The organism is Pseudomonas sp. MYb13, assembly GCF_002980075.1.
GTDB classification, from domain to species: domain Bacteria; phylum Pseudomonadota; class Gammaproteobacteria; order Pseudomonadales; family Pseudomonadaceae; genus Aquipseudomonas; species Aquipseudomonas lurida.
On the sequence record NZ_PCQI01000004.1, the window covers coordinates 122,615 to 144,244 of the forward strand.

General features: G+C 54.1%; 11 protein-coding genes and 2 pseudogenes. 8 read left to right on the forward strand and 5 right to left on the reverse strand.

Annotated features, from left to right (window positions below):
- The first annotated feature begins 305 nt into the window (after positions 1-305).
- From CQ002_RS09950 to CQ002_RS09970, 5 genes are read left to right on the forward strand one after another with little or no spacing between them, the layout of a single operon-like run.
- Positions 306-488, forward strand: a complete 183-nt coding sequence (locus tag CQ002_RS09950; RefSeq protein WP_054920657.1) for a helix-turn-helix domain-containing protein — start codon at positions 306-308, stop codon at positions 486-488.
- A gap of 17 nt (positions 489-505) precedes the next feature.
- Complete coding sequence (locus CQ002_RS09955; RefSeq protein WP_105162732.1) at positions 506-3,715, forward strand: helicase-related protein; 3,210 nt, start codon at positions 506-508, stop codon at positions 3,713-3,715.
- Positions 3,716-3,730: 15 nt separating this feature from the next.
- On the forward strand, positions 3,731-4,510 hold the full coding sequence (locus CQ002_RS09960; RefSeq protein ID WP_054920533.1) for a DUF4391 domain-containing protein: 780 nt from the start codon (positions 3,731-3,733) through the stop codon (positions 4,508-4,510).
- A complete protein-coding gene (locus tag CQ002_RS09965; protein WP_054920536.1) occupies positions 4,510-6,372 on the forward strand; it encodes a site-specific DNA-methyltransferase in 1,863 nt (620 codons plus the stop codon). The genes CQ002_RS09960 and CQ002_RS09965 overlap by 1 nt, the downstream gene beginning before the upstream one ends.
- A 12-nt stretch (positions 6,373-6,384) precedes the next feature.
- A complete protein-coding gene (locus CQ002_RS09970) occupies positions 6,385-9,405 on the forward strand; it encodes a type III restriction-modification system endonuclease (protein ID WP_105162731.1) in 3,021 nt (1,006 codons plus the stop codon).
- A gap of 170 nt (positions 9,406-9,575) precedes the next feature.
- Here CQ002_RS09970 and CQ002_RS09975 read toward each other — a convergent pair.
- The 3 genes and pseudogenes from CQ002_RS09975 to tnpB all read right to left on the reverse strand — a co-directional run.
- Positions 9,576-9,908, reverse strand: a pseudogene (locus CQ002_RS09975) (JAB domain-containing protein); the annotation flags it as partial.
- A gap of 140 nt (positions 9,909-10,048) precedes the next feature.
- Positions 10,049-10,375 carry a hypothetical protein gene (locus tag CQ002_RS09980; RefSeq protein WP_105162729.1) on the reverse strand — a complete coding sequence of 109 codons (327 nt, stop codon included), beginning with the start codon at positions 10,373-10,375 and terminating at the stop codon, positions 10,049-10,051.
- 483 nt (positions 10,376-10,858) lie between these two features.
- Positions 10,859-11,214: pseudogene (gene tnpB, locus CQ002_RS28820) on the reverse strand (IS66 family insertion sequence element accessory protein TnpB).
- Positions 11,215-11,463: 249 nt separating this feature from the next.
- On the opposite strand from tnpB, the gene recC reads away from it, so the two are divergent.
- From recC to recD, 3 genes are read left to right on the forward strand one after another with little or no spacing between them, the layout of a single operon-like run.
- On the forward strand, positions 11,464-14,934 hold the full coding sequence (gene recC / locus CQ002_RS09990; RefSeq protein WP_105162728.1) for an exodeoxyribonuclease V subunit gamma: 3,471 nt from the start codon (positions 11,464-11,466) through the stop codon (positions 14,932-14,934).
- Positions 14,931-18,602 (forward strand): exodeoxyribonuclease V subunit beta, encoded by a 3,672-nt coding sequence (recB, locus tag CQ002_RS09995; RefSeq protein WP_105162727.1) that lies wholly within the window; start codon positions 14,931-14,933, stop codon positions 18,600-18,602. Before recC ends, recB begins: the two co-directional genes overlap by 4 nt.
- Positions 18,599-20,692, forward strand: a complete 2,094-nt coding sequence (gene recD / locus CQ002_RS10000) for an exodeoxyribonuclease V subunit alpha (RefSeq protein ID WP_105162726.1) — start codon at positions 18,599-18,601, stop codon at positions 20,690-20,692. Before recB ends, recD begins: the two co-directional genes overlap by 4 nt.
- On the opposite strand, the gene CQ002_RS28300 is transcribed toward recD, so the two are convergent.
- Both CQ002_RS28300 and CQ002_RS10010 read right to left on the reverse strand, forming a co-directional pair.
- Positions 20,680-20,844, reverse strand: coding sequence for a hypothetical protein (locus tag CQ002_RS28300; RefSeq protein ID WP_017528830.1), 165 nt, complete (start codon positions 20,842-20,844; stop codon positions 20,680-20,682). The two genes, recD and CQ002_RS28300, sit on opposite strands and share 13 nt — an antisense overlap.
- 25 nt (positions 20,845-20,869) lie before the next feature.
- Positions 20,870-21,586, reverse strand: a complete 717-nt coding sequence (locus CQ002_RS10010; protein ID WP_177431163.1) for a hypothetical protein — start codon at positions 21,584-21,586, stop codon at positions 20,870-20,872.
- Between the last annotated feature and the right edge of the window lie 44 nt (positions 21,587-21,630).

A 21,630-nucleotide genomic window follows, 5' to 3' on the forward strand; every position in this document is an offset into this window, starting at 1 on the left:
CTCAGGGCGCTCAAATAGATTCGGATACACGCGGTATTTTATTGTGAAGTAGCGTTTGGATAGCTCGATTCAGCTCTCACAAACGCAGTTAGATGTTTTGATCACATAAAGGAATGGTGTCTCTAGGTTCTTTTCGCGCCAGTTGTTGCACTTGCGGAGGCTGGAAAACTCGACTGTTAGTTCAAATGCCTCCCATGGCCATCACGTCAGAGAGCCCAACCAAGAGGCGAAAATGCTTACATTCATCATTGGTCATTCCCCGATTTTCCTCTATTCTCTCAAATATCAAGACAGGGGTGCATGATATGCCTGAAGAGATAATGACCCTTAAGGAAGTGGCCGAGTACCTCAAACTCGCGGAAAAGACGGCCTACCGCCTTGCTGCTGAAGGAAAAATTCCGGGCTTCAAGGTAGGGGGCAGTTGGCGGTTCCGAAAGGTTTCCATCGAAGACTGGATTGATCTGCAAACGACCAAAAGTCGCATTTGAATTGGAGTGGACAAGCTTTGTTACTGGACAACAGAAATAACGGCCATGTAGGAAACTCGCTGCGTGAAAACCTCGCCGCAGGGTCGAAGCTATCCGTGCTTTCAGGCCTGTTCACCATCTACGGCTTTTCTGCCCTAAGGAAAGAGCTCTCCCGCATCGATGGCGCAAGATTGCTGCTGTCTGGCTGGGACAGCATATCTCTTCAGGCGCTCATCGGGTTGGATGCCGACCTGCGTCTCGTGAACCAGCTCGACCAGAAGCGCATCGCCAGGGAATGCGCCAAATGGCTCGCCAGCAAGGCCGAGGTCCGGTCAGCCAACGCGGCCCAGAATATGTTCCTTGTTGAAGACGGCAGCCAGGGCAGTTTTGCCGTTCACGGCAGCTCTGCCTTCACCCCCACCGGGCTGGGAGAGGTGCAGTCCGATACCCCGCTGATGAATACCGGCATCAACGAGCCAGAAACGACCAAGCAGCTACTGTCCTGGTTTAACTCTGTCTGGGCAGATGCCCCTAAAGCCCGAGACATCAAGGACGAGCTCCTTGAGAAACTGGAGTTCATTGCCGCCGACCAGCCGGGCGACTTCATTTATTTCCTGACGCTCTACAACATTTTTAAAGACTTCCTCGATGATATCGACGAAGACAGCATTATTAAGACAAAGACTGGGTTCAAGGACACCCTTGTCTGGAACAAGCTTTACAAGTTCCAAAAGGACGGCGTGCTGGGTGCTATCGACAAGCTGGAGAAGCACAACGGCTGCATCATCGCCGACAGCGTCGGTCTGGGTAAGACCTTTGAAGCGTTGGCCGTTATCAAGTACTACGAGCTGCGCAATGACCGTGTGCTAGTGCTGTGTCCGAAGAAGCTTCGGGATAACTGGACGATCTATACCGTCAACGACAAGCGCAACCTTCTTGCGCAGGATCGCTTCAATTATGACGTCCTGAACCATACCGACCTGTCTCGTACGAAAGGCAGTTCCGGCGAGATCAATCTCGAAACCCTGAACTGGGGAAATTACGACCTCATCGTCATCGATGAGTCGCATAACTTCCGCAACAACAATCCCACCAAAGGCACCAAAAACCGCTATAGCCGCCTGATGGAGGACATCATCCAATCAGGCGTGAAAACCAGAGTGCTGATGCTCTCCGCCACGCCAGTGAACAACCGCATGAACGACCTGAAAAATCAGGTCGCCTTCATCACCGAGGGGCGCGACGATGCCTTTATCGATGTCGGCATCAAGAATGTGGAAAGCACGTTGCGCCTGGCGCAGAAGCAGTTCAACCAGTGGGTCAAGCAGCCGCCTGAAAACCGCAGTGTGGCATCCTTGCTGGATACGATGAGCTTCGACTATTTCAAACTGCTCGATATCGTCACCATTGCGCGTTCCCGCAAGCATATTCAGAAATACTACGGCACGGCAGATATCGGCGAGTTCCCTGTGCGACTGCCACCACAGAACATCTATGCCGATCTCGATTCAACGCACGAATTTCCGCCGCTGAAGGAAGTAAACAAGACGATCCGCAGGCTTTCACTGGCGGGCTACTCGCCCATGAAATTCGTCCGGAACGATAAGAAGGATGAGTACGCCCGTCGCTATGACAACGCTGTTGGCGACGGCAAGGGCATGTTCAAACAGGTTGACCGGGAGGAGAGCCTGATCCACCTGATGCGGGTAAACCTGCTCAAGCGCATGGAAAGCTCAATCAACTCTTTCACGCTGACCTCGCAAAAGCTTCTCGCACAAGTGGAAGTGTTGTTACGGAAGATTGACGCCCATGAAAGCGGCGATATTGAAGCCTTGAATATCGAGGATATTCACGATTTTGAAATGGATTCGCCTGAGCTTGAGCCCTTCATGATCGGCAACAAAACACGCGTCCTCCTCCAGGATATGGATCTCATCCGGTTCAGGCAGGAGCTTGAGGCGGACAGGATTTTCTTGACCACTATCGTCGAAACCGCGCAAGCCGTGGACGAACATCGCGATGCCAAGCTGGAAAAGCTTAAAGAGGTCATTGCCAAAAAAGTCCGGGAGCCTCTCAACCCCGGAAACAAGAAGGTCATCGTCTTCACGGCCTTTGCCGATACCGCGAAATATCTCTATGCCAAACTTGTCGGCTGGGCGCAGGACGAGCTCGGAATCCACAGCGCCCTCATCACGGGTGGTGGCACCAACAAGACGACCCTGGCCGGAGCGGGCTCGGATCTGAACAATCTCCTGACGGCTTTCTCTCCTGTATCGAAAGAGCGCGGAAAGATCGATCCCGACGCCAAGGCTGAGATTGACCTACTGATTGCCACCGATTGCATCAGCGAGGGGCAAAACCTTCAGGACTGCGACACGCTCATCAACTACGATATTCACTGGAACCCTGTACGGATCATCCAGCGTTTTGGCCGCGTTGACCGCCTGGGCTCGAAAAACACCAAAATTCAGCTCATAAACTTCTGGCCAAATATGGAGCTAGACGAGTACATCAATCTTGAAGCCAGGGTGGCAGGCCGCATGATGCTTCTGGACGTCTCGGCTACTGGAGAGGAAAACGTCATTGACGCCAACGCCCAGGAAATGAACGACCTGGAGTATCGCCGCACGCAGCTTCAGCAGCTCAAAGATGCCGTGGTCGATCTGGAAGACATGGCGGGCGGCGTCTCCATTACGGACTTAACCCTGAACGACTTTCGCATGGATCTTTCAGGCTACATGAAGAAGGGCTTGCACAAGCTGGCACAGGCTCCTCACGGCCTTTATGCCGCCGTTACCATAGATGCCAATCTCAAAGCGGATGGCCTCAAGCCCGGCGTAATATTCTGCTTGAAGAGCATCAGGGATGGTCATCGGGCCGTCCAGGTGGATGAAAACTACCCCTTGGCACCATATTTCTTGGTTTATGTCTCGGATGAAGCTGTTGTCGAGCTCAACTTCACGCAAAGCAAGAAGGTTCTCGACCTCCTGAAGAAACAGGGGCTCTCAGCAACATCCATTGATAGGGAGGCTGCTGGGCAGGTAAACGACCGTACAAGGAATGGTTCCGACATGGAACAGTACCAGCAGCTGCTGGCAGTCGCGGTAGATAGCATTGCAGGCAAGAGCGAGGAGAAGGGCGTACAAAGCCTCTTTACTAGAGGCGGTACGGTACTGACCGCTACCAGCAGCCAGGGCATTGAGGATTTTGCAGTTGTAACCTACCTGATCATCACGGACGCTCCGTAAGGCAAAGGAAACGCTATGTCGCCAGGTACACTGGAAGCCTTCATTGACCATCTTTCAATTCCCAGATCCTGTGAATTGAACAAACCCGTTTTTAAGAAACTCTTTCTTGAAAACGGGGTGCTGGACATCGCCGATAAAACGGCCCTGAAGGACGACGTTGATAAGATCCGCTGGCTCTACACCCTAAAAGCCGCGACTATCAACGTCGCTGCGTATGTTGATAGCGAGCGCGACTTCTCTGAAATCGCAGTTCTCCAGGTGGATCTGACATCGACTAAACGGTTGAAGCGAATTGCGACCTTCATGCAGCGGTCGATCCCATACCCGCTCATCCTGCTGTTCACCCATGAAAACCAGATCTGCCTCAGCCTGTCCGACAAGCGCATCAACCAGGCGGACAAGGAAAAATGGGTCGTCGAAGACCCCCTTTATACGGATTGGATAGACCTTGCCATGCCAACAGCGACGCAGGCAACCTTTCTGGAAGACTGTAATATCAACAGCTTTTCCTTCACCAATTTCCTTAGTTTCTATAAAAGTCTTACTGAGCGTGTCATAGCTATTAGTTGTGCTGCTCATAGCGGACATTATGAGCGGGGGGCAGCAGAAGGCGAAGGTACGAGACCACGCGAGGGCCGATTAGATCGGCTCCGCGAATTTGAAAGGCTCACCCTGCAAAAGACAGAAATCGCCAATAAGCTGAAGAAAGAACGGCAGATGGGGCGACAGGTTGAGCTGAATACCAAGATCAAACAGATTAATGACGTAATTGAAAAAATTAGAGAGAGCATTTAATGAGCAAGCCCGCTATTGATTTGGTTACTCTACAGGACGGTGAAAGCGCGAACATCGTCAACGAAAATATTGAACAGCTTAAAAGCATATTCCCTGAGGCCTTCGGAGAGGGTGGGGTGAATTTCGATACGCTACGACAACTTCTGGGTGATGCCGGGGCTGTTGACGAAGGCGAAGAAAGGTATGGTCTTAGTTGGCACGGAAAGAAAAAGGCTCGTCAGATTGCACTAACGCCATCGACGGGCACGTTATTACCTTGCCCGGAGGAAAGTGTCGATTGGGATACGACTAAAAACCTAATTATTGAAGGCGATAATCTTGAGGTGTTGAAGCTCCTGCAAAAGAGCTATGCTGGCAAGGTCAAAATGATATTTATTGATCCGCCATATAACACTGGAAATGAATTCATATATCCCGATAATTTTCAGGATAATCTAGATACATATTTGCAGTATACTGGGCAGAAAGACAGCGATGGCTTGAAAGTGTCCAGCAATACTGAGGGCTCTGGTCGATTTCACACCAATTGGCTCAACATGATGTATCCAAGATTAAAGCTATCAAAGTCGTTGCTGCAAAACGATGGCGCAATATTTATATCCATTGACGATAGTGAAGCACCGAGATTGAGAATGCTTTGCGATGAAGTGTTCGGCGAAGAGAATTTCATTACCAACATCATTTGGCAGCATAGTGTTCAGCCAAAAGGCTACTCCGGAATATTTTCCGTGCATCATAATCATATATTGATGTATAGAAAGTCGGAGGACTTTGAGCTGATGTCCCTTGAAAGAACGGACGAGGACAATAAAGCTTACTCAAACCAAGATAATGATCCAAAGGGGGATTGGCGAACGGGCGATGTTAGAAACGCTCTGTATAGGAAAAATCTTAAGTATCCAATTACAACTCCGTCCGGAAAGATAATTAATCCTCCTGATAACGGATGGCGATGGAGTAAGGAGACTCTTAGTAGCAAAATTGCTACGGGAGAGATATTCTTCAGTGAAGACGAAACAAGAATTATCAGAAAAATCTACCTCGCTGACCTTGATGGGCGTACGCCAGAAACAATTTGGTTTGCAAAAGACTCTGGAACCACCAGGTCAGGCGTAAAAGAGCTAAAAGCCACCTTTGAAGGTGAGGTTCCTTTTGATACGGTAAAGCCTACAGAGCTAATAAAGCGAATGATGAAAGTATCTGGCGTTAACGCAGGAGATATTGTTCTCGATTTTTTCGCGGGCTCTGGAACTACCGGCGCAGCTGTTTTTGATACCGAACAGTCTAGGTTCATATTGGTGCAGTTACCAGAAGAAATCGATGAGAGCAAACCTCATGGTATTACTGCCAGAAAGCTTGGTCTGTCAAAAATTTCGGATGTCACAAAAGAGAGACTAAAGCGCTGTTCGGTTAATAAGTCTCCCTCTAATGCAGGATTTAAAGTTTTCAAACTTTCAAGCTCCAACATCCGTGCATGGAGCCCGGATCGTACCGATCTCGAACAGACGCTACTTTCTCATCAGGAGCACTTGATTGAAGGGCGTACCGAGCAAGATGTTCTTTATGAGCTTCTAATCAAGCGCGGCATCGATCTGGCTGTGCCAATCGAAAGCAGGAATGTATCCGGCAAAGAAGTCTACAGCATTGGTTACGGTGTATTGTTCGCGTGCCTTGATGAGTCTATCACCCGGGCCGATGTTGAAAATATTGCCCAGGGAATTCTCAAATGGTACGGAGAGCTGAGTCCGTCCTCAGATACGCATGTCTTTTTCCGCGACAGTGCATTCAGTGATGACATAGCGAAGACCAACATGGCAGCCATTCTGGAACAGAATGGCATTACCCATGTTCGCAGCTTGTAAGGAGTGTCACTGATGAAGCTGCATTTTGAAGACAATCTTGACTATCAGATGGCGGCAATAGAATCCGTCGTCAGCCTTTTTAAAGGGCAGGAAATCTCGCGCTCGGAATTCACGGTTACCTATCGTACAGAATCTGGGCCACAGTCCTCACTTGGTCTGGCGGAAAATGAGCTTGGTGTTGGTAATCGCCTGCAATTGGTTGATGAAGAGCTTCTCGATAATTTACATGCTATCCAGCTCGCTAACGGTTTACGCCCTGCTGGTAACCTCGCCAGTGGCGACTTCACGGTAGAAATGGAAACGGGCACAGGTAAAACCTATGTTTATCTGCGCACGATATTTGAGCTGAATAAAAATTACGGCTTTACAAAGTTTGTAATTGTCGTGCCTTCTGTTGCCATTAAAGAAGGCACGAATAAAACGCTTAAAATCACGCGCGACCATTTCGAGAATTTATATCCCAAAGCGAAAGGCTACGAGTATTTTCTCTACGACTCATCTAAGCCCGGGCAAGTGCGTAGTTTCGCCACCAGTTCCAATATCCAGATCATGGTGACGACTGTTGGCGCTATCAACAAAAAGGAAGTCAATAATCTCTATAAAGAACATGAAAATACGGGCGGCGAAAAGCCCATAGACCTGATAAAGGCCACCAGCCCGATCATTATCGTGGATGAACCGCAAAGCGTGGATGGTGGTCTGCAAGGGCAGGGTAAAAAGGCTTTGGACGCCATGAACCCACTTTGCACACTGCGTTATTCGGCAACGCATGTCGATAAGCATCACATGGTTTATCGTCTAGATGCGGTTGACGCTTATGACCAGGGCCTGGTCAAACAGATTGAGGTTGCCTCCCTCCAGATCGAGGGCGGTAACAACAAGCCTTATATAAAGCTCGAATCCACTCATAACCGTAAAGGTTCGATCACTGCAAAAATCGAAATCGATGTGCAGCGTGGGCAAAAAATCAGCCGCGAGACACTGACAGTTGAAGATGGTGACGATCTGGAGCAGATTGCTAATCGTGCCATTTACGAAAACATGCAGATTGGCACGATCACTTGCGGCAAGAACAACGAGTCTATTCAGATCAAGGCACCGGGAATCGACGAGACTCTGCGCCCTGGTGACGCCGTAGGCGGCGTTAGCCCTGATGAGATTAAGCGTCTGATGATCCGCCGGACAATCAAAGAGCATCTCGATAAGGAGCTGACCTTTGCTGCCAACAAGCAGCCTATCAAGGTCTTAAGCCTGTTCTTCATCGATAGCGTTGAGCATTATCGTCAGTACGACGAAGATGGCCAAGCAGTCAAAGGCAAATATGCCACGATGTTTGAAGAGGAATATACCAAACTCGCAAACTCCAGCGACTACCAAAGCCTCTTCAAGGAAATTGACCTAGAGACAAATGCTTCCGAAGTCCATAACGGTTATTTTTCCATCGATAAGAAGGAAAGGCTCGTAGATACTGCGGAAAATAACCAGGCCGGTCGTGATAACTCTGAGCGTGCCTATAATCTGATTATGCAAGAGAAAGAGAAACTGTTGAGCTTCGATACCAAGCTCAAATTCATCTTCTCTCACTCTGCTCTGAAAGAAGGCTGGGACAACCCGAACGTCTTCCAGATTTGCGCATTGCGCGATATGGGTTCGGAGCGAGAGCGCCGTCAGACAATCGGGCGAGGCTTGCGCCTTTGCGTCAACCAGGACGGGCAGCGCTTGCGCGGGTCTGACATCAATACGCTGACAGTCATTGCGACTGAGAGCTATGAAGAGTTTGCCGAAAATCTTCAGAAGGAAATTGAAGAAGATACCGGCATCCGCTTCGGCATCGTTGAGTCTCACCAGTTTGCGACGGTGCTAATAATCGACGATAACGGCGAGGCGGCACCACTCGGCGTGGGCCAATCTGAAAAGATTTGGAAATTCCTGAAAGCTGAGGGCTTTGTTGATGCCAAAGGCAAGGTTCAGGACTCGCTTCGCACGGCCCTGAAGGATGGCAGCTTTAAGCTACCAGACGATATCAAAGCTGATCTTGGCAGCAAGGCGGAGATAGCCGAAGAAGATATCCAGGGCATTCTTAAGAAACTGGCAGGCAAGCTCGATATCAAAAATGCGGATGACCGCAGAATTATTTGCACCCGCGAGGCCGTTCTTCAAAGCGAAGCATTCAAGGCGCTCTGGGAGCGTATCAAGTACAAGACCACATACCGGGTTGACTTCAACAACGATAAGCTCATTACCGATTGCGCAAGGGCTATTCTGGACTGCCCGCCCATCACCAAAACTAGGGCGCAATTCCGGAAAGCTGACATCGCGATTGGCAAGGGCGGTGTGACATCAGAAGAGACATTCAAATCCGGCTTCACCACTATTCATGAAAATGACATCGAACTTCCGGACATTATCACCGACCTCCAGGACAAGACTCAGCTCACCCGCGGCAGCATTGTCAAAATCCTTAAAGAGAGCCATCGTCTGCAAGATTTTGCCCGCAATCCGCAACAGTTCATCGACTACGCGTCAGAGGCTATTAACCGCACCAAGCGATTGGCCCTGGTCGATGGTATCAAATACAGCAAAATCGGCGATGAACACTTCTATGCGCAGGAGCTTTTCCAGCAGGAAGAGCTGAAAGGGTATTTGAAGAATACCTTGGAAGCGCAGAAGTCAGTCTACACACACGTCGTCTATGACTCGGCAGGCGTAGAGAAGACCTTCGCCGAAGATTTGGAAAAAAATGAAGCCGTAAAGGTGTACGCGAAGCTGCCGTCCTGGTTCAAAATTCCAACACCACTTGGCACCTATAACCCGGACTGGGCGGTGGTCGTCGAAGATGAAGGCCAGGAAAAACTGTACTTCGTGGTAGAAACCAAAGGCAGCACATGGTGGGGCGATCTGCGCCATGTTGAGGGTGCTAAAATAAAATGCGGTGAAAGGCATTTTGAGGAAGTCGCCAATGACGACAACCCTGCACAGTACATACGTGCGGTTGATGTCAATGGCATGATGTCGCACATTGATCAGGACTAACATTCAGAAAAATCTGCTGAAAACACTCATGCAAACACCTCAATCGAAGCATTTCGATTGAGGTGTTTTTGTGAACCACTTACGGTTGAGTGATCTACTTGCGAGATGTCCCCATTGGTGGTTTATCCCTGATTCACCCGAGGGTAACCATTTCAGGCGGAAGAAGCAGGCTATAGGTAACCCAACTCTGCCAGTGATACACAGCCCTCACAGGCCACGACGATATGATCAAGCGTCCGTGTGCCCACCATATTGAGGGCATCTTTTAACTTGATGGTCAGCTCGCGGTCTGCCCGGCTTGGTTCTGGATTTCTTGATGGATGGTTGTGGATCAATAGCACGGCTGCTGCGTTGCGCTCTAAGGCCGTCTTGACTACCTCCCTTGGGTACACGCTGGCGCTGTTCAGTGTGCCTCGAAAAAGCTCCCTAAAGGCAATTACTCGGTGCTGGGTATCGAGCAGTAGCAAAGCAAAGACTTCGTAGTCATGGTATTGCAATGACGTAAGTGCCGGATTTTTTCTCCGGCTCTGAGTTTATGGTATTTCATTAATAAGCTCCTGATAGCAGGTGCATGGTGTGAGTCAGCACGCATAAAAAATTTGTAGTAATGAAGGTGCGGGTTCATCCGGAAGTTGGTCTATTTCTAGTTGCGAACACTGAATGTGTATCCGCAATGCAAGCGCTGGTGGTTATCTAGAAACTTCTCATCAATTTGTTCTCCGATCGCTGCTCCAGCAATACCTCCTGCCGCGCCTCCAAATAATCCGCCGAGAATTGCTCCAGCGATGCTGCCGACAGCAATCCCTACAGGTCCTCCGAGCCCGATTGCAGCACCTACTTCTGCTCCAGATAAGGCGCCAGCAGCACCACTGGCTGCACCGCCTACAGAGCCAATAACACCACCAGTTTTTCTTCCAGCGTTTATTGTCGTTACGCGATTGGGTTTACAATTTGGACATTGGGTATGCATTCAAAAATCCTCACTATCACACGTGTTAGGGGTTAATGGAGCGCTCTCGTTGAGCGTTCATTTACGTGATATAGGTTTGATTTTTTTTTGAATGAGGTTCAGAGCGGATTTAGTGGGTGTTTCCTATATAAAAAACGATCGAGGAACTGCTTACTTAGCTATTTCATAGGGCGAATGTCGCTGTTAATGGTCGCATTGAGCATCAGGCCGTGACCTGTCTATAAACAGCACAGGTTTTTACGTGTTTTGCTACTTTTTAGCTGCTTTATCAGCACAGATGGCTAGGTATGTGGCTGAGAAGTTGTCCTGTGCAAACAGCCAGCTTTTTCGTAAGCGCTCCATAAACCCCACGGATCTCGGAGCCGACGGACTGCGCCTCGAGAAAACCGACTCGCGACTGCATCTTCCCAAGCATTTTCTTGAGCAATTGAAGCTCGTCAGGGAGGTTTCGGGCACGGAATTCATGCCCCGGATCACACCGAATCAGGCCACGAATCGCGGCGTCAAAACCTGATGAGGTCGATTGCGCCAGAGATCAAAGCCGTCGAGTATCCAGTTGGGTTCCTGGACAGTGAGGACAATCGTCTCGTCGGTGACATCGGGCGATGTTTTGAAGCGCTCGGATTCTAGACGCTTGAGCCAAAGACAGAAGCCATTGCGCTTCCAGTACAAGATCTTCACTTGGTTGCGCGGCTTGTTGAGAAAACGAAGAGCACGGGGTCGAACACGGCGACTTTGATATCCAGCTCGACGAGCGCAGCCAGGCCATCGATGGATTTTCGGAAGTCGACGGGCTTGGTGTAGAGATAGATTTTTTCGACTTTTGCGTCGGGGCGCATCTTGACGAACGGGCTCCAGAAAGAAATCGGGAGCACAACATCCGGGATCACGCGGGTGCTTTGAATGTGGGGTTCATGGAGCGGTTACGCTTTTTCTAGCAACATTGAGCAGCCTATCTTCCGCTCCCATGGATGGTGGTGGTGCAGACCTTCGTAGAGGTGGTGACGCATAGCCATATCGGATTAAAGTGATGGCCTTTTGCTGCTCTATATCGCAGAGCTGAGCGTTCAGACCTGAGGGAATCGTTTATGCAGGATGCGGACTCGTTGAAGCCCGGCTTCATGATTATTCACGGTAATCGCTTGGACGATTTGCGTGAGCTAGCGGTAAGCTGGATGCAGCGCTACCCGTTGGCCCCGTTGGAAAATGAAGTCGTGCTGGTGCACAGCAACGGTATTGCTCAATGGTTGAAGCTGGCGTTGGCTGATGATCCTAATAATGGTGGCTGCGGTATCGCCGCAGCGTTGGATGTGCAACTTCCTGCGCGTTTCCTTTGGCAAGCCTACAGGTCTGTATTGGGGGCTGAGACGACTCCAGAGTCCTCCCCGCTGGACAAGGCGGCACTGAGTTGGCGACTCATGCGCTTGCTGCCTCAATTACTAAGTAAAGCCAATTTCAGCAATTTGCGGCGATTCCTTCAGGAGGATGACGATCAGCGCAAACTCTACCAACTCTCCGAGCGGCTGGCGGACCTGTTTGATCAGTATCAGGTCTATCGTGCCGATTGGCTGGAGGATTGGGCGGCCGGGCGTGATCAGCTAAAGCACATCAAAGGCGGTGTGAAACCGCTGGATCCCGATAACCTGTGGCAAGCGGAGCTGTGGCGGGAAGTATTGGCGGATGTTGGTGAGGGCGCTCTTGAGCAGAGCCGCGCCGGTGTTCACAAGCGTTTTGTCACACACCTGCGTGAAGCAGGGCAGGCCCCGGCTAGGTTGCCTCGGCGTGTGGTGGTGTTCGGTATTTCGTCTATGCCGGCACAGGTTCTCGAAGCTCTGGCCATACTCTCGCGCTACAGCCAGGTATTGCTGTGTGTGCACAACCCTTGTCGCCACCATTGGGGCGATATCGTCGCTGACAAAGACTTGCTGGGCCATGCCTATCGCCGCCAGCCAAACAGAAGCACATCTATAGCGGCGAGCCAACATGGCCAGCCATTGCTCGCCGCTTGGGGTAAGCAAGGTCGCGACTACATCAATTTGCTCGACTACTATGACGAGCCGACTAGTTATCGACACCTGTTCGAGGGCCTGAACGGCGGACGTATCGACCTGTTCAATGACGAGCCACCTTCAAGCCTCCTAGGTCAATTGCAAAGCGACATTCTTGAATTGCGTCCTTTGGCTGAAACCCGCGAAGTATGGGACCCTGTCGATGTTGCACAGGATCGTTCGGTACGCTTTCACGTGGTCCACAGTGCGCAACGTGAAGTGGAAGTGCTGCACGATCAGTTGCTTGCTCGCTTCAGTGCCAATCCTGAGCTAAGCCCGCGTGATGTGATTGTGATGGTGCCGGACATCAATACGTATGCACCGCATATCGAGGCCGTGTTCGGTCAGGTGCCGCGTCATGACCCTCGTTATCTGCCCTTTACCCTGGCCGATCAGGGGCAGCGTGGCCGCCAGCCATTGCTGATCGCCCTCGAACACTTGCTCAAACTGCCCCATAGCCGCTTCGCCGTCAGCGATATTCTCGACCTGCTGGATGTGCCGGCGCTGCGGGCGCGCTTCGGCATCAAGGAAGCGGATGTGCCGATCCTGCAGCGCTGGATCGATGGTGCCGGTGTGCGCTGGGGACTCAATGCGCAACAGCGCGAGAGCCTGGACATGCCCGCAGGTCTTGAGCAAAACACCTGGCGTTTCGGGATGCGCCGCATGCTGTTGGGCTACGCAGCCGGTCAAGGGCCCGAGCTGAATGGCATCGAGCCTTACGATGAAGTGTCCGGGCTGGAGGCGGCATTGGCAGGGCCTTTGTTGACCCTGCTCGATCACCTGGAAGTCGCCCGCGAAGACCTGCAGCAGCCAGCGACACCGGTGCTCTGGGTCGAGCGCCTGCAATCGCTGTTGAAGGTGTTCTTCCGTCCGGTGGGGGATGGCGAAGAATTACTGCTCAACCAGTTGCTCAAACTGCTCGATGACTGGCTGCGCACCTGTGAGTCCGCGCAATTCAACGAGCCATTGCCGCTGAGCGTGATGCATGAAACCTGGCTATCCGGCATCGAGGATGGCGGCTTGTCGCAACGTTTCCTCGCCGGTGCGGTGAACTTCTGCACGTTGATGCCTATGCGTGCGATCCCTTTCAAAGTGGTGTGCCTGCTAGGCATGAACGATGGCGATTATCCGCGCCAACGGTCGCCAGTCGATTTCGACCTGATGCGCAACGATTACCGTCCCGGCGATCGCTCGCGCCGCGAGGATGACCGCTACCTGTTACTGGAGGCCTTGTTGTCGGCCCGGGAACAGCTGTATATCAGTTGGGTTGGCCGCAACATCCGCGACAACAGTGAGCGCGTACCTTCGGTACTGATCGGGCAACTGCGTGATCACTTGTCCAGCGGCTGGCGCTTGGCGCAGCCTGGCAAATTGCTGCATGCCTTGACCCGGGAACACCCGCTACAGCCTTTCAGCGCCGCCTACTTTGCCGACAAGCCGGGGCCGGACGGGCTGTTCACTTACTCTCACGAATGGCGTGAGGTGCATGATTCGCCAGATCAGCAGCCATCGGAAAACCTGTTGCCAGCACTCGCCCAAGACACGCCTTTAACCCTGCGCCAACTGGCCGGGTTTGTGCGCGACCCCGTCGGGGCGTTCTTCCAGCAACGGCTCAAGGTCAACTTCGACAATGACGAATTGACCAGCCGCGACGACGAAACCTTTCAGCTCGACGGGCTTGAGAACTGGCAGCACCAGGACCGGCTCAGCCAGGCGCTCAAGCGTTGGGTTGAAGAGGATTATCAGCCTGAAGGCGCCGGGGCTGAGCTTGATCTGCAGCTTCAGCGTTTGCAGCGCGAAGGCAAGTTGCCGTTGGGTGGCTTCGGCACGTTGAGCGCATCGGCCCTGGCCGAGCCGCTGCCGGATATGCTCGAGCGTTACCACGTGCAGTTGAAGGCGTGGCCGGAGGTCGAGGAGGGCCAAACCGCCGCAACGATCGCCGCTCATGAATCGGCCCCGGGATTGAGTGACTGGCTGGGCGGTATTCGCCGCAATGCCCAAGGTGAGCGTGCCTACTTGCAGCTGGACAGCAAGAAGCTGTGCAACGACGACAGTTGGCGCTGGCACAACCTGGTTCGTCCCTGGGTGCGCCATCTGGCGTTGCAGCTGAGTGAGCCGGGCTGCACCTCGATTCTGGTCAGTTTGAATGGGGACGTGGTGTTCCGGCCAATGGCCCCGCAAGAGGCGCAGACGCAGTTGAAATCGCTGCTCGAGGCCTGGGTGGCGGGCATGCGTGAACCGCTGCCAATCGCCTGTAAAAGCGCATTCGCCTGGCTCGAAGAAGCGAAGGAGGGTGGGGAAGACAACGACTCGGCATCCGAAAAGGCCCGCGAGACGTTCGAGGGCGGGTACATGCGCTCTGGCGAGGCAGACAGCTCCTTCGCCTTGCGCCGTGCGTACGCGGATTTCGACCAACTGTGCGCCTCCGGTCATTTCACCTCATGGGCCAAGCGCCTGTATGGCGGCCTGTTCAATCATCTTTCTTCGAGCCGCGCAGGGAGCGACCAATGAATCCGCTGAATCTGAACCCCCTCGACTTTCCTTTGCATGGCAGCCGACTGATCGAAGCGAGTGCCGGTACCGGCAAAACCTTCACCATCGCCTTGTTGTACGTGCGCCTTGTGCTGGGTCATGGAGGCGAGGCCGCCTTCAAGGATCAGCTGACACCTCCGCAGATTCTGGTCGTAACCTTTACTGATGCCGCGACCCAGGAACTGCGCGACCGTATTCGTGCGCGCTTGACCGAAGCGGCGCTGTGCTTCCTGGAGCCTGATCACGAACACGACAATTTACTGGAGCAACTGCGCGCCGATTACCCGCCGCAGGAATGGCCCAATTGCGCGCGCCGGTTGCAACTGGCAGGTGAGTGGATGGACGAGGCGGCGGTCTCGACCATTCATGGCTGGTGTTATCGGATGTTGCGTGAGCACGCCTTCGACAGTGGCAGCCTGTTTACTCAAACACTGGAAGCCGACCAGAGCGAGCTGCTGGCGGAGGTGGTCAGGGATTATTGGCGTCGGCATTTCTATGCCTTGTCACCGGCGCTCTCCAAGGTGGTGGCCGATTGCTTCAAAACCCCGACTGATCTACAGAAGGCGCTCAGTCCTCTGCTATCGCGGGCAGACGCGGAGTTCCGGCAGGCAGGGGCATCGATCAGCGCTCCGGCACGATTGGATGCGCTTCTGCAGTCCCCTATCGATTGGGAGCAGCGATGTGTTGCGCTTGAGGACCGTGCCAGAGCTGAGTGGTCGCGAGATGTCGCCGGGATAAATACGCTGCTGCGTGATGTACGAACGAAGTTGAGCGGAAAATCCTATCCAACCAAGACTCCCGAAACCTTCGAGCAGATGCTTGGTGAAATCGCGAAATGGAGCCTGGGAGACGAAGCCTGTGCTCATGTTCAAAAGTGTGGGCAAACCCGGTTCAGTGTTAACAAAGGCGGCGTTGTCAGCGTGCACCCCGCTTTTCAGGCCATCGATACGTGGGTCGATCATCTGGAGTCAAAAACCGAGGTGCGTGCGCAACTGCTGCTGCATGCACTGCGTGAGGTGCAATGTTCGTTCAATGCCGAGAAAGTGCGCAGGGCGCAAATCGGTTTCGACGACCTGCTCAATCGCCTTGACCAGGCCTTGCAAGGCCCGTCGGGCCCGCGTCTGGCCGAGACCATTCGCAAGCAGTATCCGGTCGCCCTGATTGATGAATTCCAGGACACCGACCCGGTTCAGTACAGGATCTTCGAAACCATTTACCGCATTCCCGACAACCTGGATGACTGCGGCGTGTTCATGATTGGCGACCCGAAACAGGCGATCTATTCCTTTCGCGGTGCGGATATTTACACCTACCTCCAGGCGCGAAAAGCCACGGCTGGCCGTCACTACACACTGGGGACCAACTATCGTTCCACCAAGGCGATGGTCGAGGCGGCCAACCATTGCTTCCGCTACGCCGAAGCCCAGCCTCGGGGCGCGTTTCGGTTTGCCACGCAAGATCAGGACAACCCGGTACCGTTCATCAGCGTCCATGCCAATGGGCGCGAGGATGTGCTGCAGGTCATCGGTACGAATCAACAGGCCCTCACGTTCTGGCAGCTGAAAACCGAGGGTGTGATCAATAACGCCACCTACTTGCGTAAAGCCGCTGAAGCTTCGGCGTCGGCGATTCAGGCCTGGCTTGATCCCGCTGCAACCCAGCGTTCCGGTTTACTGAAGGGCAACGGTGAATTTGTTGCTCTGCGGCCCGCCGATATCGCCATTCTGGTGCGCAATCGCAAGGAGGCCGAAGCCATCCGTAAAGCCCTGGCCCATCGGCAACTGGCCAGCGTCTATCTCTCCGACAGAGACTCGATCTTTGAAAGCGAAGAGGCCAAGGACCTTTTGTATATCTTGCGTGCCTGCGCTCAACCCACCAGCGATCGGCTGCTGCGAGCGGCAATGGCGACCCGCAGCGTCGGGCTGACATGGCAGACCCTGGAGCAATTGAATCAGGATGAGCTGTTCTGGGAACAACAGGTTCTGCTGTTCAGGGATTTTCGCGTGTTGTGGCAGCAACAGGGCGTGCTGCCGATGCTGCGAAAACTGCTTGCCACGTTCAAGGTCCCGGCCCGTTTGCTTCTGGAAGACCAGGGGGAGCGTCGCCTGACCAACCTGTTGCACCTGGCCGAGTGGTTGCAGCGCAGCGCCGCCGAACTCGATGGCGAGCATGCGCTGATCCGTCATCTGGCCGAGCAGGTGGATGGCCAGAGCGAAGAAGAAATTCTGCGCTTGGAAAGCGATTCGGACCTGATCAAGGTCATCACCGTGCACAAATCCAAAGGCCTGGAATACCCCTTGGTGCTGCTGCCGTTCGCCTGTAGCGCAAGGGAGATCGATGGCAAAAGCACAACACCGCCGATGTTTCACGACAACATGGATCTGGTCATCGAGCTGGCCAAAGGTAAACAGGCCGAGACGGCACAAGGGTGTGCCAACGATGAGCGCATGGGCGAAGAAATGCGCCTGCTTTACGTTGCCCTGACCCGAGCCCGTTACGCCACCTGGATCTGCGTAGCGCCCAAGGGATTTAAGACCGGAGGAAAATCGACAGATCTGCATAAGGCAGGCCTGGGTTACATGCTGGCGGGGGAGAAGCCGATAGCCCCAGAGAGTCTGCCCGGCGTGGTCGAGGCACTGGCCAGTGGCTGCCCGGACATTGAGGTGTGCGCAGCGCCAGCACCATCGGAAAATGTCCACACGGCACCCACTACACCACCGGTGGGGCCAGCCTTGCGGCCCTTGCACAAGCTCGCGGCAAATTGGTGGATTGCCAGTTACTCGGCCTTGGCCATTGCCGACGGATATGTCCTGAAGGGGGCGGAGCCGGGTATCAGCCTGGAGCCGGCGACCGCGCTGGAAGCCAACTTGCAGGAAGAGGACGAAGCTGAAGCCTTGCCGGCAGGGGCCGGGATTCACGGTTTCCCTCGGGGCGCAGGACCTGGCACCTTTCTCCATGGACTGTTCGAATGGGCCGGTCGCGAAGGTTTTGCCAAGACCGCTGGAGATCCAATAACCCTCCATAACACCGTTGCCCGACGCTGCAACCTGCGCGACTGGGAAACCTGGATCGAGCCACTGTCCGCCTGGCTGGGCAGCTATCTGAATGCACCGCTGCGGTTCAACGGTACCCAATGCAAACTCTCGAACCTGAGCACCTATCAGGTGGAGATGGAGTTCTGGTTTTCCAGCCGGTCAGTGAACGTTCAGCGCCTTGATGCACTGGTGCGCCAATACACGTTGGGTGGTGCACCGCGTCCAGTACTGGCCGCCAACGAGTTGAACGGCATGTTCAAAGGCTTCATCGACCTGACCTTTGAACATCAAGGTCGCTACTACGTGGCGGACTACAAGTCCAACTGGCTGGGCGGTAACGATCAGGCCTACGACGCCGAGGCGATGGCCGAGACCATGCTGAACAAACGTTACGACCTGCAGTTGTGCCTCTACCTGCTGGCGTTGCATCGTCAGCTCAAGCTGCGCCTTGCGGGGTATGACTACGAACAGCATATGGGCGGGGCGGTATACCTGTTCGTCCGTGGGCACCAGGCGCCCACCCATGGTGTGCATTTCGAACGACCGCCACGGCAGTTGATTGAACAACTGGACCAACTCTTCATGGGCCAACACGCGGAGTTCAGCGCATGAGCCAGACCCTTAAGCAACTGAGCAACAGCCAGCGCAACGTTGATCACCCGCCGTTGTTCGTTGGCGATGCCGACAGCAGCGAGCTGCTGCATCAACTCGACAATTGGGTGAGCCGAGGCTGGTTGCGCGCACTGGATCGCTCATTCGCCACCTTCATCTTTGAACAGGATCCTCAGGCCCAGGCCAGTGTGTTGTTGGCCGCCGCGATGACCAGTCATCAACTGGGTCGCGGGCATTCCTGCCTAGATCTGGTCGCTACCCTGCAAGCGCCTGACTTTGTGTTGTCGTTACGTCCTGAAGGGGAGGAGGGCGGCCAATTACCGTCGCAATGGTTGCTGGGCCTGGATGTCGCGCAATGGCGCCGGGCGTTGGCCTTGAGCCCGCTGGTGGAGGATCGGGACGGGGCACAGCGTTTTCCGCAACGGCCGTTGGTGTTGACCGGACAGCGCCTGTACCTGCGTCGTTACTGGAACTACGAGCGCAACATTGCCCAGGCGTTGAGTGCCCGCTTGAGCGTGGACGCGGTAACACCGGAAAAACTTTCCAGTCGGCTCGATGCCTTGTTCCCTGACACCTTCGAAGTTAACGGTGAACGCCGCAGCGACTGGCAAAAAATTGCTTGTGCGCTGGCGGCACGAGGCAATTTCAGTGTCATCACCGGCGGCCCCGGCACCGGCAAGACCACTTCGGTCGTGCGCTTGCTGGGGCTGCTGCAAACACCGGCCGTGGAGGAAGGAAAACCGCTACGCATTCGCCTCGCCGCCCCCACCGGCAAGGCAGCAGCACGCTTGTCCGAGTCCATTGGCAAGGCCGTCCGTGAGCTGCCGGTCAGCGCCCCGGTGCAGGAGGCGATCCCGACGGATGTTTCCACATTGCACCGTCTGTTGGGCAGTCGACCGGATTCGCGCAACTTCATTCACCACCGGGATAAGCCACTGGAGCTGGATGTATTGGTGGTCGACGAAGCGTCGATGATTGACTTGGAAATGATGGCTTGCTTGCTCGATGCCTTGCCTCGGCAGGCGCGCTTGATTCTGTTGGGTGACAAGGATCAGCTGGCATCGGTGGATGCAGGCTCCGTGTTGGGCGACCTTTGTCGCAACGCTGAAGCCGGCGGCTATAGCGAGCAAACAGTGGCCTGGCTGGAAGCCCACAGTGGCGAGTCGGTCAGCGCTCCGGGGTTGCAAACGGCAGTCGGTGCTGGCGATCCGCTGGCCCAGCAAACCGTCATGCTGCGCTACTCCCGACGCTTCGACGCCCAGCAGGGCATTGGGCGTCTGGCCAAGCTGGTCAATGAGAAAAACGCCCCCGAAGCACGAAGCCTGCTTGATCAGCAATTGCCTCAGCTGTTCAACCTCAAGTTGCGAGGCGAGCATGATGCCGCACTCACAGAGTTGATTATCAACGGCAAAGGCGATGCCCCGGGTTACCGTCATTACCTTGAGCAGCTACGAGACCAGCGTCCTGCGAAAGACACTCCCTGGGACAGTGCCCTCTGGGCCGGTTGGGCTGGCAAAGTATTGGGCGCGTTCGATGAGTTCCGCCTGCTCTGTGCGCTGCGTCGCGGGCCTTGGGGGGTTGAAGGGCTGAACCAGCGAGTGGCCGCCGAACTGCGCCGCTGTGAGTTGTTGTCGGGGGATCAGGGTTGGTACGAAGGGCGACCGGTACTGGTCACCCGCAATGATTACAGTCTGAGCTTGATGAATGGTGACATTGGCATTGCACTCTGGGTACCAGGCTCCTCTGCAGAGCGTGTGCTACGTGTGGCCTTCCCGCGAAACGATGGCAGCGGCGGCGTACGTTTCGTGATGCCGAGTCGGTTGGTGGAAGTTGAGACTGTCTTCGCCATGACGGTGCACAAGTCCCAGGGATCAGAGTTCAACCATACGGCTTTGGTGTTGCCCGATGCGCTGAACCCTGTGTTGACCAAGGAACTGTTGTACACCGCCATCACCCGTGCCAAACAATGGTTCAGCCTGGTTGAAGCCAGTCCAGGGGTGTTTGAAGGAGCGGTGAGTCGCAATGTGCAGCGAACCAGTGGGCTGGCGCTGCAACTGCAGGATGAACTGGCAAGACTTCAACGCACCTGAGTGGGTGCGTTCAGGCATTTGTAGCCTGGGTACTGGGCTTCAGCGGTGACCTTTGCCATGGCAGAGGTCACCGCTTGAACCGTGATGGTGAAGTTGGCTTGGGGGCCGGCGGTGGCAACCACTCGTTGCATAAAGGCTTTGTAGGTTTTCATGGCGCTGTCCTCGATGGCGATGGGATTACGCTGCTTCACCGTTGCCGCGCTTGCTGGTGATCTTTACCGCTCGACCGAGCGCGAAGAGCGCCATGTCGATGTTCACCACGAATCCAGGTTCGGCATCCTGACGCTCTTTGAAGTGCTCGCAGAGCCAGCGTTTGTAGCGCTCGATGCAGGCGACATCCTTGTCCCAGTTGATCTTCTTGCGAATGGTCTTGATCTTGGAAAAGTCTGGGTCGTTGATCTGCTCATAGAGTTCGAAGGCCCGAAGCACGTGCTGATCGACAATGGATTCCGAGCGATCGGCCAGGTGCCGGCCGAACTGTCTGAATACCTGGCCTGGGCCGTTAGTCAGCGATGTTGGTCTGACATCGGCTGCACCTTTGATGATGTGCGCCACCTTTTGCAGGTCGCCATTTTTCCAGACCAGGGCGTAGAGCAGCTTTTCCAGAGGAGTTTCCAGTTTGGCGCTGAGGTCCGCATGCAAGCGAAGATCGTTGCCAACCTTAGTCATGAGGGAACTGATGTCTTGGTCCGTCAGTTTCAACTGCAATTCTGGGTACTTGTTGCGGTCCATCTGCCATTTTTCCAGCAGGGAATCGGACGTCAGCATCTTTTGCAGGTCGGACACTTTGTCGGCGTTCAGTATCTCGGTGAACTTGGTTTCCACCAGCTTCAGGGCTTCCAGATTATTCAATATCGTGTTCTCTCGTTGGGTCTGATACAGAGCTTGATTCACTCGTGCGACAGATCATGTCGCACTGCGTCAGGGCTCGGTATTTT